Genomic DNA, 15,500 nt, shown 5'->3' on the forward strand with positions numbered 1-15,500 from the left:
CGCCGCCCGCCGCCCGCCGCCCGCCCGACCCTCTCCTGCGCTGGGCCATGCCCGGCCCAGCGCGCGGCGCCCCGACCTCCGTGCGCTGCCCTTCCCGCGCCGCCTTCCCTGGGGCCCTTTCCTGGGGGCCCTTCCTCGGGGCCGCTGCCCTCTGCCCTCGCGCCCGCGTCCGGGCTCGCCCCACCGTTCACCGGGGCCGGTTACCGGCTACCGGCCCTGCTCCCAGACCCAGGCCGCGATGCCCACCCGGTTACGGGCACCGAGCTTGCGCTGGACGTTGGCGAGGTGGTTCTTGACCGTCCCCGGCGAGATGAACAGCCCCGCTCCGATCTCGGCGTTCGTCGCGCCGTCTGCCACCTGTTCGGCGATCTCCCTTTCTCTCGCGGTCAGTTCCTCGATCGGGCCGGCTATCAGCGGCGCCGCCGCCGAAGGCCCCGCTCCGGCCGTACGGTCGCTCCCGGGCGCCGTCATGTGCCGCAGCAACCGGACGGTGACCTGTGGACTGATCAACGCGTCCCCGGCCATCGCCGCCCGCACCGCCTCGATCAGCAGCACTGGCCCCGATCGCTTCAACAGGAAGCCGGCCGCCCCATGCCGCAGGGCCGTATGCACGTACTCGTCCAGGTCGAAGGTGGTCACCACGATCACCTTGCACTCGCCGGCCAGCTGCCTCGTGACCTCCAAGCCGTCGAGCCTCGGCATTCGAATGTCCGCGAGCACGACGTCCGGTCGAAGCCGTCGGGCCTCCTCCACCGCCGCGGCGCCGTCCGCCACCTCCGCCACCACCGACATGTCCGGCTGAACGTCCAGGATCATCCGGAACGCGGTGCGGACATCGGCCTGGTCGTCCGCGACCAGGATCCGGATCGGCCCTGTGCTGCCGATCATTTCCACCTCTCCCCTGAACTGGTCCTCACCGGAATCACTGGTTTCTCCTGACTCTCCTGTCGTTCCTGCCTCTCCAGCGGCAGTCTCGCCGCCACCCGCCAGACCTCCCGCTCCTCCGTGCCTGCCGCGAACGTGCCGCCGAGCGCCTCCACTCGGGCCGCCAGCCCCGGCAGTCCGCTGCCGCCGCCACCGCGCGGGCGCCCACCCGCGCCGGGTGCGAGTCCGTCGTTCGTCACGGTCAACTCCAGCCACCCGCCCGCGCGACGGGCACGGACCTCGACCGTCCGGGCGCCCGCAGCGTGCCGCCGGACATTGGTCAGCGCCTCGACCACGATCCGGTGGACCGTGCCCTCCACCTCCCGGGGGACCGGCCCGTCCGGCAGCTCCAGCCGGACCTCGGCGCCGCCCAAGGCGGTGAACCGCTCTGCCACCTCCGCCAGTTCGGCCAGCCCCTGTTGCGGTCCGCGCCCACTCCCCTCCTCCGTGCGCAGCAACTGAACCGTCCGGTCCAGCGAGGCCAGGGCTCGCTGCCCGGCCTGTTCTATCCGCTCGAACATCTCGACCGCCCGGGCTGGGTCAGCCGCGGCCAGGTACACCCCGGCCTGAGCCTGGGCGACCATGCCGCTCACGTCGTGCGCCACGAAATCGTGCAGGTCGTGGGCCAGTTCGAGCCGCTGGGAACGTCTGGCCTCGGCCACCGCCCGACACCGCCCCTCGTCCAGGCCGCGCAGGTAGAGCCCGGTCAGGACGGCCGGCAGGGCCAGCATCGACCCGAATCCGAAGAGGGTGAGCACGTCTCCGGGCCCGCCGATCGCCTCGAACCGGGACGGCCAGAGCGCGACCGCGCCGCAAGCCGTCCACGTCGCCAGCGCGCACCGGAGGCCGTCCTCGACGCGCAGGGCGAGGACCACGGACAGCAGGAGGGCGGCCAGTTCGACCAGGCCGACCAGCCCGGGCCACCGGTCCGACTCCGTCCAGCGGCCGGTGAGCCAGACGGCAACCGTGACCGCGGCCGACATCGCCCCGGCCGTCGCCGTCACGACCGCCATGCCGTGGCGCCTGTGCGCCGCCCGGACCAGCGGAAGCACGGCCGGGACGATCACCGCCAGCATCTGATTCATCGCCATCTCCTCCCTTCGACTGCCGCCACGTTACGACGCGGCGCAGATTGCCCGCCTGTGCCGATCGGCATATTTCAGAGGCCTGTTGAGCAGGGAGAACAGCCCGATCGGCAGCTGCCGCTCGCCGCGTGGAACGGCCAGGCTTGAGCCATCGAAGCGGCCGGAGGGCCGGCCGCGAAGGGAGTTCACCACCATGTCGAAGCTCGCGATCAACGCCCGGACCACCACCCGTCCGGCCGTCCCGCCCGCACCACGCTGGGCCGAGCTCGCCGCCAAGGCCACCGTGCTGACCACCGTTCCCTCGGGGCTGTGGCGGATCGCGTTCGGCTTCGGCATCCCGGTCGGCTTCACGGGTGCCACCGCCGCACGGTACGCCGAGCACCAGCCGGGCTGGGGCACGGTCTACGTCGTGGTGCTGAGCGCCCTGGCCGAAGCGCTGGCCTTCCTGACCGTCGGGCTGGTCCGGCCCTGGGGCCAGCTGGCGCCGCGCTGGATCCCGCTGATCGGCGGCCGGGCGGTGCACCCGCTCGCCGCGATCGTTCCGGGCGCGCTGGGCTCGGCGTTTCTGACCGTGCTCGGGATAACCGCGGCGGTCGGCGGCTGGGGCCGGAACATGGCGGAGCCGGACTCCCCGCACGGTGCCGCCGGCCTGGTGATGACCCTCGCCTACCTGCCGCTGGTGGCATGGGGTCCGCTGCTCGGCGCGGTCACCATCGACTACGCCCGTCGGACGCTGAGTCGCCGGTGACCACCACAGCGGATCACACCGGGGCCGGCTCCGGGCCCCGCTCCCCGACCCCGGTCGCGGACTCGGACTCGGACTCGGACTCGGCAACAACAGATCCAGCGGCCTCGGACTCGACGAGCTCGGACTCAGCGGCTTCGGTCTCCCCGCGCCGGACGGGGGCGGGAGCGGGGACGGGGGCGGGAGCGGTGCGGCGGCCCCACTCGGTGGCGACTACGACCAGGGCTCCGCCGACCAGGGCGAGCGGCCCCATCCGGTTCCCGGCGATGGTGATGCCGAAGACGGCGGCCCACAGCGGTTCGGTGCCGAGCAGCAGACTCACCCGGGACGGCGAGGTGGCGCGGACAGCCCACATCTGAACGAAGAAGGCGAACAGCGTGCACAACAGGGACAGGTGCAGCAACCAGGCCCACTGGCCGGGCCCGTACGAGCGGGCGACGGCCCACGGCGACGGCCCTACGGCTGGCGCGACGGCCGCGAACACGGCGGTCGCGACGGCGAGTTGGACCCAGGTCAGGGCCAGCATGTCGGTTTCGCGGACGGCGCGGACGCGGGCCGTCGCCAGGACGAAGGCCGAGCGAACCAGGGCAGCTCCCAGCACCAGCAGGTCGCCGAGCGAAGGCGGGCGCAGCCCGCCGTCCCCGGTGAGCAGGGCGACGCCGAGCACGGCCAGCGCGGCGGCCGCGAGGAAGGCGCGGGGCGGTGCCGTCCGGCTGAGGACGCTCTCGCCGAGCGGGGTGAGCACCATCGCGAGGCTGATGATCAGCCCGGCATTGGTGGCGGAGGTGTGCACGGCGCCGTACGTCTCCAGCAGGAAGATCCCGCTGAGCACCAACCCCAGTGCACCGCCGCCCAGCCACTCGGCGCGGCTCAGCCTCCGTAGCGCCGGCCAGGCGACCATCCCGAGCAGCGGCAGCACCAGCCCGAACCGCAGGACCAGCATCGCCACGGCCGTCCCGGGCTCCGCCACCCGCTGGACGGCGAGGAAGCTCGACCCCCACACCGCTGCCACCAAGAGAACCGGCAGGTCGCGAAGGGCCGATGAGGACGAAGACATGGACAGGGAGGCACGCATGAGTCAGATCCCTCCGAGCGAACGGAACCGGCGGGGCGCGAGTACCGTACGGCGTCGGACGGACCCTGGAGCTGGGCGAAGGGCACAGCTATCGACGGGGCGGAGCATGGAGCAGGGGGACGCCATCCTCCCGCACCGGCCCACCCGTGATCAACGCCCTGCCGTAACTCGCTGGATCTCCGGAGGGATCCAGCGTCCCCGGGGCCAACGCCTTTCCCAGGCCCGGCAGGTCAGCGGGCGAGCAGGCCGTTCGCCGCGGCGATCTCCTCGATGTCGGCCGGGGTCCCGGACATGATGGCGCGGACGTGCTCGGTGACGAGCTCGACCGGCCAGTCCCACCAGGCCGCACGGAGCAGGCGCTCGACGTCGGCGCCCTCGAAGCGGCGCCGGATCGGCCGGGCCGGGTTGCCGCCGACGATGGTGTACGGCTCGACGTCGGCGGTGACCATCGCACCGGCCGCGATGATCGCGCCGTCACCGATCCGGACGCCGGGCAGGACGGTGGCACCGAAGCCGAACCAGACGTCGTTGCCGATCACGGTGTCGCCCCGGCTGGGCAGGCCGGTCACGAGGTCGAGGGTCCGCTCGGTCCACTCACCGCCGAACATCGTGAACGGGAAGGTGGACACGCCGATGGTCGGGTGGGCGGCGCCGGCCATCAGGAAGCGGGCCCCGGTGGCGATCGCGCAGTACTTGCCGATCACCAGCCGCTCGGGTCCGTAGGCGTAGAGGACGTTGCGCTCCTCGAAGCGGGTGGCCCCCTCGGGGTCATCGAAGTAGGTGTACTCACCGACCTCGATCCGCGGGTCGGTGACGAGCGGGCGCAGCAGGACGACCCGGTCGTGGCCGGCGAGCGGGTGCAGGGCAGTGGGGTCGGGAATGGCGGTGGCGGTCACGCAGGCTCCTCTCGTAACGCGACCAAAGTCGCATTACGATGAGCATGGCACGACCGCCACACCGCAGCAAGCCTTAACGCGACTGGAGTCGACTTTGAACGAGAACGCCCCGGAGCCGACTCACCTCGAAACGACCCACCCAGAGCCCCGCACCCCGACCCCGCGCCCCGGCGGCCGCAGCGCCCGGGTCCGGGAGGGGGTGGTCGCCGCCACGCTCGCCGAGGTCACCGAGAAGGGGTACGACGACCTCACCATCGAGGCGGTCGCGAGCCGCTCCGGCGTCCACAAGGCGACGCTGTACCGGCGGTGGGGCGGAGTGGACGGCCTGGTCGCGGACGCCCTGACCGCCTCGGCCGACCAGCCCTGGCCGCTGCCCGACACCGGCGACCTCCGCGAGGACCTGCGACTGATCACCCGGGAGGTGTTCACCGTCTTCACCGATCCCGACCTGGGGGCCACCCCCACCGCGCTGATCTTCGCCGCCCAGCGCTCCGACACCGGCGCGACCGCCCTGCGCGCCTTCTTCGCCTCCCGTCACCGCCAGGCCGCCGAGGTCGCCGAACGAGCCGTCGCCCGAGGCGAGTTGCCCACCGGAACCGACGGTGCCGAGGTGGTCCGGGCCGCCACCGCCCCGCTCTACTACCGGCTGTTCGTCACCGGCGAGCCGCTGGACGCCCGCACCGCCGAGCGGGCCGCCGACGCCGCCGCACTGGCCGCCCGCGCCGGACTGTTCACCCCCGTCCCCCGGGTCAACCCCGTTCCCCCGGAGTCCTCCTGACCCTCCACCCGCCCGACGGGGCCTGAACCCCACCGCTCCCTACCGCCCCCTACCGGATCGCCGCCCCGGCGTGGATGATGGCGCCATGCCAACCCCGCCGTCCACCACCCTTCGGAAGGCCCGTCACGTGAAGCGCGCACCCTGGGCTCTGCTCGCCGTCGCCACCGTCCTCCCGCTCACGGCGAGCACCGGCACCGCCGTCGCGGACACCACGCCGCCCGCGCCCGCCTGCACCTACACGCCCGCGGTGCCGGCCGACAACTTCAAGGGCATCCCGGTCTTCGACGCCAAGAAGGCCGCCCAGCCCTACCGCGCCACCCTGCGCACCAGCCAGGGCGCGATCACCTTCCAGGCGTTGACCGACAAGGCGCCCTGCACCACCTTCTCGTTCCGTTTCCTCGCCGAGCACGACTACTTCGACCGCAGCCACTGCCACCGCCTCACCACCCAGCGGCTCTACGTCCTGCAGTGCGGCGACCCGACCGGAACGGGCAGCGGCGGGCCCGGCTACTCCTTCCCGGACGAGAACCTGACCGGCGCCACCTACCCGGCCGGCACCGTGGCGATGGCCAACGCCGGTCCGAACACCAACGGCAGCCAGTTCTTCTTCGTCTGGAAGGACACCAAGCTCTCCCCCGCCTACACCCCGTTCGGCCGGATCACGGCGGGCCTGGACGTCCTGCAGAAGATCGCCGCGGGCGGCGAGGACGACCAGAACAACCCCGGCGACGGCTTCCCCACCCTCCCCGTGAACATCCGCCACGTGAAGATCAGCACCCGCTGACCGGGAGCCCGCCCTCACCGCCAGCCCCTCACCGTCCACCCCTCACCGCCCGTGCCTCACCGCCAGCCCCCACGCCGTTCCCGTGCGTCGGCAGCGCCTCCCGTACGGTGACAGCACCAACGACACCGCACGGGAGCAGCGCGCATGGACAGCCGGATCTGGGAGAGCGTGGACCACCTCGTCGCGTGGCTCGACGAGCAGGGCACGCAGTCGCCCCGGGAGGAGCGCCTGCTGCGGATCCTCAAGCTCTCCGAGGAGGTCGGCGAGGTCGGCGCCGCGGTGATCGGCGCCACCGGCCAGAACCCGCGCAAGGGCGTCACCCACAGCTGGGAGGACGTCCAGCACGAGCTCTGCGACGTCGTCTTCACCGCCCTCGTCGCCCTCCGGACGCTCACCCCCGACGCGGCCCGGGTCTTCGCCGACCGCCTCGCCTACGTCGAACAGCGCTCCGCCGCCTCCCGCCGCCCGGCGGACGGGGAGCGGAAGGCGGCGGAGGAGACGCCTTGAGGTCCTGGAAAGGACCAGGGGAAGGCCCAGGCCGCTACGCGTTGGGCGCGACCTTCGCGAGGCCGTTGATGATGCGGTCCATCGCGTCGCCGCCCTGCGGGTCGGTGAGGTTGGCGAGCATCTTGAGGGTGAAGCGCATCAGCATCGGGTGGGTGAGGCCGCGCTGGGTGGCGATCTGCATCACCTTGGGGTTGCCGATGAGCTTCACGAAGGCGCGGCCCATCGTGTAGTAGCCGCCGTAGACGTCCTTGAGGACGCGCGGGTAGCCCTGCAGAGCGCGCTCGCGCCCGGTCTCGGTGACCCGGGCGTGGGCCTGGACGATGACGCCGGCGGCGATCTGGCCGGATTCCATCGCGTAGGCGATGCCCTCGCCGTTGAACGGGTTGACCATGCCGCCCGCGTCGCCGACGAGCAGCAGGCCGCGGGTGTAGTGCGGCTGCCGGTTGAAGGCCATCGGCAGCGCGGCGCCGCGGATCGGGTCGGTCATGTTCTCGGGGGTGTAGCCCCATTCCTCCGGCATGCCGGCGCACCAGGCCTTGAGCACCTCGCGCCAGTCGAGTTCGCCGAACGCGGGCGAGGAGTTGAGGATGCCGAGGCCGACGTTGGAGGTGCCGTCGCCCATGCCGAAGACCCAGCCGTACCCGGGCAGCTGCTTGCGCTGGCCGCCGCGGGTGTCCCACAGCTCCAGCCAGGACTCCAGGTAGTCGTCGTCGTGGCGCGGCGAGGTGAAGTACGTCCGGTAGGCGACGCCCATCGGGCGGTCCTCGCGGCGGTGCAGGCCCATGGCGAGCGAGAGCCGGGTGGAGTTGCCGTCGGCGGCGACCACCAGCGGGGCACGGAAGGTGACCGGCCGCTTCTCGTCGCCGAGCTTGGCGGTGACGCCGACGATCCGGCCGGTGCGCTCGTCCAGGACGGGCCCGCTGACGTTGCAGCGCTCGTAGAGCCGGGCGCCGGCCTTCTCGGCCTGACGGACCAGCAGCTCGTCGAAGTCGGCGCGCTTGCGGACCAGGCCGTAGTCGGGGAAGGCGGACAGCTCGGGCCAGTCCAGCTCCAGCCGGACGCCGCCGCCGATGATGCGCAGGCCCTTGTTGTGCAGCCAGCCGTTCTCGGTGGAGACGTCGATGCCCATGTCCACCAGCTGCTTGGTGGCGCGGGGGGTGAGGCCGTCGCCGCAGACCTTCTCGCGCGGGAACGCGGTCTTCTCCAGCAGCAGCACGTCCAGCCCGGCCTGGGCGAGGTAGTACGCGGTGGTGGACCCGGCCGGACCCGCGCCGACCACGATGACGTCGGCCGTGCTCTCGACCGGGCTGTCCGGCTTCGTCAGATCGGCTGCGGTCTCGGACACGGTGGACACTCTCCTGGAGCTGCGGCTGTGGGGACGGCGGCTTTTGTCTCCGGCAGTCTAGTTCCGTCCCCGCCGCCGGAAACGACCACGCCCCCATCCCGCCGGTGCAGCGGCTACCCGAGCTTGTACGCCCGGTGCAGCGCGACGATGCCGCCGGTGAGGTTGCGCCAGGCAACCTTGGACCAGCCGCTCTCCTGCAGCCGGGCCGCCAGCTCGGGCTGGTCGGGCCAGGACCGGATGGACTCGGCGAGGTACACGTACGCGTCCGGGTTGCTGCTGACGGCGGTGGCGACCGGCGGCAGGGCGCGCATCAGGTACTCGGTGTAGACCGTCCGGAACGGCGTCCAGGTCGGGGTGGAGAACTCGCAGATCACCAGCTTGCCGCCGGGCTTGGTGACGCGCTGCATCTCGCGCAGCGCCGCGTCGGTGTCCTGGACGTTGCGCAGCGCGAAGGAGATCGTCACCGAGTCGAAGGTGCCGTCCGCGAACGGCAGCCGGGTGGCGTCGCCGGCGGTGAGCGGCAGCTCGGGGTGGCGGCGCTTGCCCTCGACGAGCATGCCGACGGAGAAGTCGCACGGGACGACCTGCGCGCCGGCCTCGGCGAAGGGCAGCGAGGAGGTGCCGGTGCCGGCTCCGAGGTCGAGCACGAGGTCCCCCGGTCCGGCGGCCACCGCCTCGGCCACCGCCCGGCGCCAGGCGCGGGCCTGGCCGAGGGACAGCACGTCGTTGGTGCGGTCGTACTTGGCCGCGACGTCGTCGAACATGGCGGCGACTTCGTGCGGCTGCTTGTCCAGAGAGGCTCGGGTCACGCCCCCATTGTTCACCCTGGCGCCGACAGCCCGACCAACGGGGCACGCCGCGGGGCGTCCGCACCCGCCGCACGGCCCCGCCGCACAGACCCGTCCACCCGGCACCCGCCGCACGGACGTCGCCGCGCGCCCCCGCCGCCCAGCTCCCCCGCCCAGCCCACCAGCGCCCCACCCGGCCCACCGGCGCTACGCGCCCCGTCAGTGCTGCGCGCGCCGCCCGCCCGCGCGCCGCCGGCGCCGGGAGCGCTTGCCGTGGGTTATCGCGGGCATCCCGTCGGCCAGCGCCCCGGTCGCCAGTGCGACGGTGGTGGCCAGCCGGCCCTGCCCGGCCCGGACCGCGAGCGCCCGCCGGTGCCGCCGGATGCGCAGCACGCAGATCACGAACATCCCGACCGCGACCGGCACGCTGAACCGGGCCAGGCCGACGCCGACCGGCTGCGGGTAGGTGTCGCCGCAGATCCGCACCGCGCCCGGGTCGTCGGCGGCGTGCTCCAGGCAGATCGGGTCGCCGATCCTGGCGCCGTCGGCGAGCGGCAGCGCGGCCGCGGTGTGCGACTGGCCGGACGCCCGGTAGCTGACGGCACTGTAGGAGCCGCCGCCGGTGGGGAGCTGGGTGACGACGCCTTCGACTCTCACGGGGTGGGCGCCGATCCGGTCGGCCTGGTCGGCCTGGCGCCAGCCGAGCAGGCACATGCCGACGGCCAGCACGGCGCTGAGCACGGCGGCGAGGTACCAACCACGGCCCATCCGCGGGGATCGCGGCGGGGGGACGGTCGCGGATCGCATGGTTCCTGTCCTGGCTTGCCTTCGGGGCCTGGGACACGGCCCCGCCACCCGCGGGCACGGGCGGTAGGTGGTGAGGGTACGGAGTGAGCTGTCCGGGATCGTATCCGCTGGCGGGCCCTCAGGTCACGGCGAAGGGGGAATCACCCCACAGGGTGGACAGTGGAGTTCGGCGGCACACGAAGGAAGTGCCGTACGCCGCAAGGAAGTCCGACTACCGGCGAGTACGCCGCCCGGTTCCCGGCCTCGTTCAGCGCCGCCGGTACACCAACCGCCCGCCCAGCACGGCGGCCAGGCAACCGCCCGGCGATGGCTGGGCGAAGCCCTCCCCAACGGCCGGGAACACCGCGAAGTCGGCCCGGCCGCCCGCCGCCACCCGGCCGTGCACGGCCGCCGCGAGCGGCAGCACCGACAGCGGGTCCAGCGGGCCGTCTCCCAGGCCCAGCAGGCAGTCCCCCGCGCCCACCGCACCAGGGCCACCCCCCGCGCCCGGGCCACTCCCCGCCTCAGGGCCACCCCCCGTGCCAGGGCCGCCCGGCAGCGCGACCAGCCCGGAGCGCGCCACGGCCGTACGCACCGCGGCCCGCTCGAACGGCCCGGCCACCGCCGTCACCCCGAACCCGAGCATCCGTTGCAGCCCGCGCCGGGCGCTCGCGCCGCAGCGCCCCTCGTCGGCGGAGCCCGTCAGCCCGTCCGCGACCGGCTCGACGCCGATCTCCTCGCGCGGGTCCGGGTGGTAGGCGTGTTCCAGCAGCCGGTGCCCGTACGGGTTGCGCAGCCCCGGCGTGAGCACCGCGGCGCCCCAGTCCCGCAGTCGCGCCCCCGGGTGCGCGGCGGCCAGTTCCCGGTACGGTCCGACGGCCTCGACGCGGTCGCCGCGCACCAGCACCGCCCCGTCCGGGAGGGACGGGGCGGTGGGGTCGGCCGGGTCGGGCAGCACCAGGGCCGCCCGGTGCAGGGTCAGCACGGCGGTGCCCCGGGCCTCAGTTGTCCAGGATCTTCAGCTCGGGGTGCGCGGTGCCGCCCTCGATCGCCGTGGAGGCGATGTGCGAGGCGACCCGCGGGTCCACCGGGTCGTTGGCCGGGTCGTCCAGCACCCGCAGGTGCTCGTACGTGGTCGCGCGCTGCGCCGGGACGCGGTCGGCGGCCCGGATGAGGTGGATCAGCTCGGTGAGGTTGGAGCGGTGCTTGGCACCGGCCGCCGAGACGACGTTCTCCTCCAGCATGACCGAGCCGAGGTCGTCCGCACCGTAGTGCAGCGACAGCTGGCCGGCCTCCTTGCCGGTGGTGAGCCAGGAGCCCTGGATGTGGGCGATGTTGTCGAGGAACAGGCGGGCGATCGCGATCATCCGCAGGTACTCGAAGACGGTGGCCTGCGTCGAGCCCTTCAGGTGGTTGTTCTGCGGCTGGTAGGTGTAGGGGATGAAGGCCCGGAAGCCGCCGGTGCGGTCCTGCACGTCGCGGATCATCCGCAGGTGCTCGATCCGCTCGGCGTTGGTCTCGCCGGTGCCCATCAGCATGGTGGAGGTGGACTCCACGCCGAGGCCGTGCGCGGCCTCCATGATCTCCAGCCAGCGCTCGCCGGACTCCTTGAGCGGGGCGATCGCCTTGCGCGGCCGCGCGGGCAGCAGCTCGGCGCCGGCGCCGGCGAAGGAGTCCAGGCCGGCCCGGTGGATCCGGGTGATGGCCTCCTCGATCGAGACGCCCGAGATCCGGGCCATGTGGTCGACCTCGGAGGCGCCCAGGGAGTGGATCACCAGCTGCGGGAAGTCGGCCTTGATGGCCGAGAACGCGCGCTCGTAGTACTCCACGCCGTAGTCCGGGTGGTGGCCGCCCTGGAACATGATCTGGGTGCCGCCCAGTTCGACGGTCTCGGCGCAGCGGCGCAGGATCTCGTCGAGCTCGCGGGACCAGCCCTTGTCGCTCTTCGGCGGCACGTAGAAGGCGCAGAACTTGCACGCCGTCACGCAGACGTTGGTGTAGTTGATGTTGCGCTCGATGATGTACGTCGCGATGTGCTCGGTACCGGCGTAGCGGCGGCGGCGCACCGCGTCGGCGGCGGAGCCGAGCGCGTGCAGCGGCGCCGAGCGGTACAGCTCCAGCGCCTCCTCCGGGGTGATCCGGCCACCGCCGACGGCCCGGTCGAGCACGGCCTGCAAATCGGTGCTGGGCGCATCGAGGGTGGTCGCTGCGAGCTCGGTCACCTGGCCGCCTTCTCTCTCTCGGATACTGCAGTTCTCGGCGCTGCCGCCCCCCGGACGACGGGCGTCCGGGTACGGCCGAACCAGCCTACGCCAGGCCTTTCGAGCGTCCGCGTCAGCCCGCTGCCCGTCGGCCCCGGAGCACCTGAGCACCTGAGCCGGCGCACCGGAGCACCGGAGCGCCCCGCCGCACTCAGCCGACCGGCAGCGCCGCCGGCTCCAGCAGCCGCACCGCGACGTCCGACGCGAAGCCGCTGTCGTGCGCGACCCGGCGGGCGAACTCGGCGACGCCGGCCAGCTGCCGCTCGCCGAGCGAGAAGTCGAGGGCCTCGCTGAAGTACCGCTCCAGCACGTCCGCGCCGAAGGCCTCCCAGCGGGCGGCCTGTTCGGCGACCTTGGCGGCCTCGACCAGTGAGAGGTCGCGGGACTCCAGGAAGGCCCGGTGCACGGCCGCGGTCAGTTCCGGACGGCGCTCGGCGAACTCGCGGCGCACGGCCCAGACGGCGAAGACGAACGGCAGGCCGGTCCACTCCTTCCACATCTCGCCGAGGTCGTGGACGGTCAGTCCGAGGTCGGCGGCCTGGCCGAGGTAGGCGCGCAACGCCGGGTCGCCGATCAGGACGGCGGCGTCGGCCTCGGCGAGCATCGAGCTGAGGTCGGGCGGGCAGCTGAAGTAGTCGGGGCGGACGCCCTCGCGTTCCTCCAGCAGCAGCCGGGCGAGCCGGACGGAGGTGCGGCTGGTGGAGCCGAGGGCGACGCGGCGGCCGTCCAGGTCGGCGAGCGGCACCTTGCTGACGATGAGGCAGGACATCACCGGGCCGTCGCTGCCGACCGCGATGTCGGGCAGGACCAGCAGGTCGTCGGCGTTGCGCAGGTACTCCACGCAGGTGATCGGACCGATGTCCAGCGAGCCGTCGACGAGCTGGTCGCTCAGCTTCTCCGGGGTGTCCTTGGTGAGGTCGAGGTCCAGCAGGTTGCCGGTCCTGGCGAGGCCCCAGTAGAGGGGTACGCAGTTCAGGAACTGGATGTGGCCGACGCGAGGCCTGACCGGGGTGTGTTCCTGGGGCTCCCGCGATTGTCCGTCCGGTGCTGCCACTGCGCCGCTCCCTTGTACTGTTCGTGCGCTTTCCCGCAGCGTATGCCTGCTGTTCACAAAGGCCTGCACCGGGCACCCGACACGCGCTCGCGAGGCCTGCGGGACGCGCCTGCGAGGGCCTACGACACGCGTCGTGGGGGCCGCAGTTCACCCCTGGTCGTCACAGCGACCGCATGCTAGCGTTGCCCTCAGTTGCAGTTTGATTCCCCTTGCAGTACTTGAAGCCTGCGGAGCATGTAACCGCGGGCTTTTTGTAGTTTTTCAGCAATATCGAAAAACTTCGGACTCGTCCGGAGGCAGGGCGATCAGCGCAGCGGACCGGGTGCCACACGGTGTGGCCCCGACACGTCCCTCGCAAGGAGAACGGCATGGCCACGGGAACCGTCAAGTGGTTCAACGCTGAGAAGGGCTTCGGCTTCATCGCCCAGGAGGGCGGCGGCCCCGACGTCTTCGTCCACTACTCCGCCATCAACGCGAGCGGCTTCCGCTCGCTGGAGGAGAACCAGGCGGTGAACTTTGACGTCACCCAGGGCCCGAAGGGCCCGCAGGCGGAGAACGTCACCCCCATCTGACCATCTTCTGATGTTCTGATCGCTCGGGACCCCAGCGGGTCCGTCGGCGGCTCCCGACAGCCGTCACCATGAGCACAAGAGCAACACCCAAGGGGGCCCGCCCAACCGGCGGGCCCCCTGCCTTTTCCCCTGGCCGCCGCCCCGGAGAGCAGCACACGAGCACGCCGCCAGCACCCGCGCCCCCGCGCCCCCAGTGGCACGCACAAGGGCCCGCTGCCGCACCGGGGAACGGTGCGGGAGCGGGCCCTTGTCGCCGAGCCGGCGGGGATCAGGCGGCCACCGGGGCCGCCTTGTCCGCCTGCGCCGGGACGACGGCCGACGGCGCGTCCTCGTACAGGTCGCCGGAGGGGCGGTTGTAGGCGGCGACGTCGAGGATCTTCTCCCGCGAGGCCACCAGGACCGGCACCAGCACCTGGCCCGCGACGTTGGTCGCGGTGCGCATCATGTCGAGGATCGGGTCGATGGCGAGCAGCAGGCCGACGCCCTCCAGGGGCAGGCCCAGGGTGGAGAGGGTGAGCGTCAGCATGATGATCGCACCGGTGAGGCCCGCGGTGGCGGCCGAGCCGACGACCGAGACGAAGGCGATCAGCAGGTAGTCCCGGATGCCGAGGTCGATGTTGTAGACCTGGGCGACGAAGATCGCGGCGATCGCCGGGTAGATCGAGGCGCAGCCGTCCATCTTGGTGGTGGCGCCGAACGGCACGGAGAAGGACGCGTACTCGCTGGGGACGCCGAGGCGCTCGGTGACGCGGCGGGTGACCGGCAGGGTGCCGACCGAGGAGCGCGAGACGAAGGCCAGCTGGATCGCGGGCCAGGCGCCCTTGAAGAAGTTGACCGGGTTCAGGCCGGCGGCGAACTTGAGCAGCAGCGAGTAGACGACGAACAGCACCAGCGCGCAGCCGACGTAGATGTCGAGGGTCAGCGTGGCGAAGGGCTTGAGCAGGTCCCAGCCGTACTTGGCGACGGACTTGCCGATCAGGCCGAGGGTGCCGAGCGGGGAGAGCCGGATGACCCACCACAGGGCGGTCTGGGTCAGCTCCAGGACGGACTCGCTGAGCTTGAGGACCGGCTCGGCCTTGCTGCCGAGCTTGATGATCGCCGCGCCGACCACGACCGCCATGAAGACGATCTGCAGGACGTTCACCTTGGCGAAGGCGTCGACGATGTTGGTCGGGAAGATCCCGGTCAGGAAGTCGATCCAGGAGCCCTTGGAGTCGAGCGCCTTGAGGCCGTCGGTCTTGAGGTTGGTGCCCTGGCCGGGGTTGGTCAGCAGGCCCAGGCCCAGGCCGACGGCCACCGCGATCAGCGAGGTGATCATGAACCAGAGCAGCGTGCGGGTGGCCAGGCGGGCCGCGTTGGTGACGTTGCGCAGGTTGGCGACGCTCACCACGATCGCGGTGAACACCAGCGGCGGGACGGCCAGCTTGAGCAGCTGGACGAAGATCTTGCCGATGGTCTCCAGGGTGGTGGCCAGCCAGGAGATGTCGGCGGCGCGGGCCAGGTAGCCCAAGCCGACGCCGAGCAGCAGGCCGCCGACGATCTGGACCCAGAACGGGGTCTTGCGGATTCTCGCGAGCACAGACGGCGACGGGGTCGCCTCGGGCGCTGTGGACATGACGGTGCGGCTCCGGGGGAGGGCGTTGCTGACGGTGGGGTGTGGCGGAGGAGGCGGCACGGCGCGCGGGCCGGGTGGGGAGGTCCCGGCCCCCGGTCAGGGGCGTGCCGCCGGGATACAGCTCGTGGCGCGACAACGGCGCGGGCTGTCCACAGCACCGGTCAGAGCGCACGGGCGGGCGGCGCCGGGCAGCGAGCCCTGGCCGTTCTTCCGCGATGCGTCTGAGGTGGTCATGGCCGACACATTAGCAGCAAAGGTTTGAGATGTTCAAAGTAGTTGTTTGAG

The 15,500-nt window shown here is 72.4% G+C and carries 16 protein-coding genes; 5 read left to right on the plus strand and 11 right to left on the minus strand.

Going from position 1 to position 15,500, the window contains the following annotated elements; translation table 11 throughout:
* Positions 1–207 precede the first annotated feature (207 nt).
* A complete protein-coding gene (locus ACFV61_RS18800; RefSeq protein ID WP_380344892.1) occupies positions 208–888 on the minus strand; it encodes a response regulator in 681 nt (226 codons plus the stop codon).
* Positions 885–2,009, minus strand: coding sequence for a sensor histidine kinase (locus tag ACFV61_RS18805; RefSeq protein ID WP_380492761.1), 1,125 nt, complete (start codon positions 2,007–2,009; stop codon positions 885–887). Before ACFV61_RS18805 ends, ACFV61_RS18800 begins: the two co-directional genes overlap by 4 nt.
* A gap of 193 nt (positions 2,010–2,202) precedes the next feature.
* On the opposite strand from ACFV61_RS18805, the gene ACFV61_RS18810 reads away from it, so the two are divergent.
* Positions 2,203–2,757, plus strand: coding sequence for a hypothetical protein (locus ACFV61_RS18810; RefSeq protein WP_380492763.1), 555 nt, complete (start codon positions 2,203–2,205; stop codon positions 2,755–2,757).
* 13 nt (positions 2,758–2,770) lie between these two features.
* Here the strand turns inward: ACFV61_RS18810 and ACFV61_RS18815 are convergent, their stop codons facing one another.
* Together ACFV61_RS18815 and ACFV61_RS18820 are read right to left on the minus strand one after the other, a co-directional pair.
* The gene (locus tag ACFV61_RS18815; protein ID WP_380492764.1) at positions 2,771–3,829 is read right to left on the minus strand and encodes a DMT family transporter; all 1,059 of its coding nucleotides are present in this window, start codon (positions 3,827–3,829) and stop codon (positions 2,771–2,773) included.
* A 230-nt stretch (positions 3,830–4,059) separates the two neighbouring features.
* Positions 4,060–4,725 carry a CatB-related O-acetyltransferase gene (locus tag ACFV61_RS18820; protein ID WP_208869079.1) on the minus strand — a complete coding sequence of 222 codons (666 nt, stop codon included), beginning with the start codon at positions 4,723–4,725 and terminating at the stop codon, positions 4,060–4,062.
* Positions 4,726–4,819: 94 nt separating this feature from the next.
* On the opposite strand from ACFV61_RS18820, the gene ACFV61_RS18825 reads away from it, so the two are divergent.
* The 3 genes from ACFV61_RS18825 to ACFV61_RS18835 all read left to right on the plus strand — a co-directional run bounded on the left by ACFV61_RS18825 (position 4,820) and on the right by ACFV61_RS18835 (position 6,794).
* Positions 4,820–5,503 carry a TetR/AcrR family transcriptional regulator gene (locus ACFV61_RS18825; RefSeq protein ID WP_380492766.1) on the plus strand — a complete coding sequence of 228 codons (684 nt, stop codon included), beginning with the start codon at positions 4,820–4,822 and terminating at the stop codon, positions 5,501–5,503.
* Between the two features lie 85 nt (positions 5,504–5,588).
* Positions 5,589–6,287, plus strand: a complete 699-nt coding sequence (locus ACFV61_RS18830; protein ID WP_363371732.1) for a peptidylprolyl isomerase — start codon at positions 5,589–5,591, stop codon at positions 6,285–6,287.
* A gap of 144 nt (positions 6,288–6,431) precedes the next feature.
* Positions 6,432–6,794, plus strand: coding sequence for a MazG-like family protein (locus ACFV61_RS18835; RefSeq protein ID WP_063348152.1), 363 nt, complete (start codon positions 6,432–6,434; stop codon positions 6,792–6,794).
* Positions 6,795–6,828: 34 nt separating this feature from the next.
* Here ACFV61_RS18835 and ACFV61_RS18840 read toward each other — a convergent pair whose 3' ends face one another.
* The 6 genes from ACFV61_RS18840 to ACFV61_RS18865 form a co-directional block, all read right to left on the minus strand.
* Complete coding sequence (locus tag ACFV61_RS18840) at positions 6,829–8,118, minus strand: geranylgeranyl reductase family protein (RefSeq protein ID WP_063351195.1); 1,290 nt, start codon at positions 8,116–8,118, stop codon at positions 6,829–6,831.
* 134 nt (positions 8,119–8,252) lie between these two features.
* A complete protein-coding gene (locus ACFV61_RS18845; protein WP_063348153.1) occupies positions 8,253–8,948 on the minus strand; it encodes a demethylmenaquinone methyltransferase in 696 nt (231 codons plus the stop codon).
* A gap of 198 nt (positions 8,949–9,146) precedes the next feature.
* The gene (locus ACFV61_RS18850; protein ID WP_159398455.1) at positions 9,147–9,734 is read right to left on the minus strand and encodes a hypothetical protein; all 588 of its coding nucleotides are present in this window, start codon (positions 9,732–9,734) and stop codon (positions 9,147–9,149) included.
* A gap of 247 nt (positions 9,735–9,981) precedes the next feature.
* A complete protein-coding gene (locus ACFV61_RS18855; protein WP_380344903.1) occupies positions 9,982–10,698 on the minus strand; it encodes a hypothetical protein in 717 nt (238 codons plus the stop codon).
* A gap of 16 nt (positions 10,699–10,714) precedes the next feature.
* Positions 10,715–11,935, minus strand: coding sequence for a cyclic dehypoxanthinyl futalosine synthase (gene mqnC, locus ACFV61_RS18860; protein WP_380492768.1), 1,221 nt, complete (start codon positions 11,933–11,935; stop codon positions 10,715–10,717).
* Between the two features lie 190 nt (positions 11,936–12,125).
* On the minus strand, positions 12,126–13,028 hold the full coding sequence (locus tag ACFV61_RS18865) for a menaquinone biosynthetic enzyme MqnA/MqnD family protein (RefSeq protein WP_063348157.1): 903 nt from the start codon (positions 13,026–13,028) through the stop codon (positions 12,126–12,128).
* Positions 13,029–13,396: 368 nt separating this feature from the next.
* Here ACFV61_RS18865 and ACFV61_RS18870 point away from each other — a divergent pair, with 368 nt between their 5' ends.
* On the plus strand, positions 13,397–13,600 hold the full coding sequence (locus ACFV61_RS18870; RefSeq protein ID WP_052580872.1) for a cold-shock protein: 204 nt from the start codon (positions 13,397–13,399) through the stop codon (positions 13,598–13,600).
* 268 nt (positions 13,601–13,868) lie between these two features.
* Here the strand turns inward: ACFV61_RS18870 and ACFV61_RS18875 are convergent, their stop codons facing one another.
* A complete protein-coding gene (locus ACFV61_RS18875; protein ID WP_063348158.1) occupies positions 13,869–15,215 on the minus strand; it encodes a dicarboxylate/amino acid:cation symporter in 1,347 nt (448 codons plus the stop codon).
* Between the last annotated feature and the right edge of the window lie 285 nt (positions 15,216–15,500).

The sequence above is a fragment of the Kitasatospora sp. NPDC059817 genome, from assembly GCF_042731835.1.
Lineage (GTDB): Bacteria > Actinomycetota > Actinomycetes > Streptomycetales > Streptomycetaceae > Kitasatospora.

What these genes read in the sequence shown, in the direction of transcription:
- ACFV61_RS18800 (WP_380344892.1), bottom strand. Translation starts at nt 888, where the DNA reads ATGATCGGCAGCACAGGGCCGATCCGGATCCTGGTCGCGGACGACCAG.
- ACFV61_RS18805 (WP_380492761.1), bottom strand. Translation starts at nt 2,009, where the DNA reads ATGAATCAGATGCTGGCGGTGATCGTCCCGGCCGTGCTTCCGCTGGTC.
- ACFV61_RS18810 (WP_380492763.1), top strand. Translation starts at nt 2,203, where the DNA reads ATGTCGAAGCTCGCGATCAACGCCCGGACCACCACCCGTCCGGCCGTC.
- ACFV61_RS18815 (WP_380492764.1), bottom strand. Translation starts at nt 3,829, where the DNA reads ATGCGTGCCTCCCTGTCCATGTCTTCGTCCTCATCGGCCCTTCGCGAC.
- ACFV61_RS18830 (WP_363371732.1), top strand. Translation starts at nt 5,589, where the DNA reads ATGCCAACCCCGCCGTCCACCACCCTTCGGAAGGCCCGTCACGTGAAG.
- ACFV61_RS18835 (WP_063348152.1), top strand. Translation starts at nt 6,432, where the DNA reads ATGGACAGCCGGATCTGGGAGAGCGTGGACCACCTCGTCGCGTGGCTC.
- ACFV61_RS18850 (WP_159398455.1), bottom strand. Translation starts at nt 9,734, where the DNA reads ATGCGATCCGCGACCGTCCCCCCGCCGCGATCCCCGCGGATGGGCCGT.
- ACFV61_RS18870 (WP_052580872.1), top strand. Translation starts at nt 13,397, where the DNA reads ATGGCCACGGGAACCGTCAAGTGGTTCAACGCTGAGAAGGGCTTCGGC.
- ACFV61_RS18875 (WP_063348158.1), bottom strand. Translation starts at nt 15,215, where the DNA reads ATGTCCACAGCGCCCGAGGCGACCCCGTCGCCGTCTGTGCTCGCGAGA.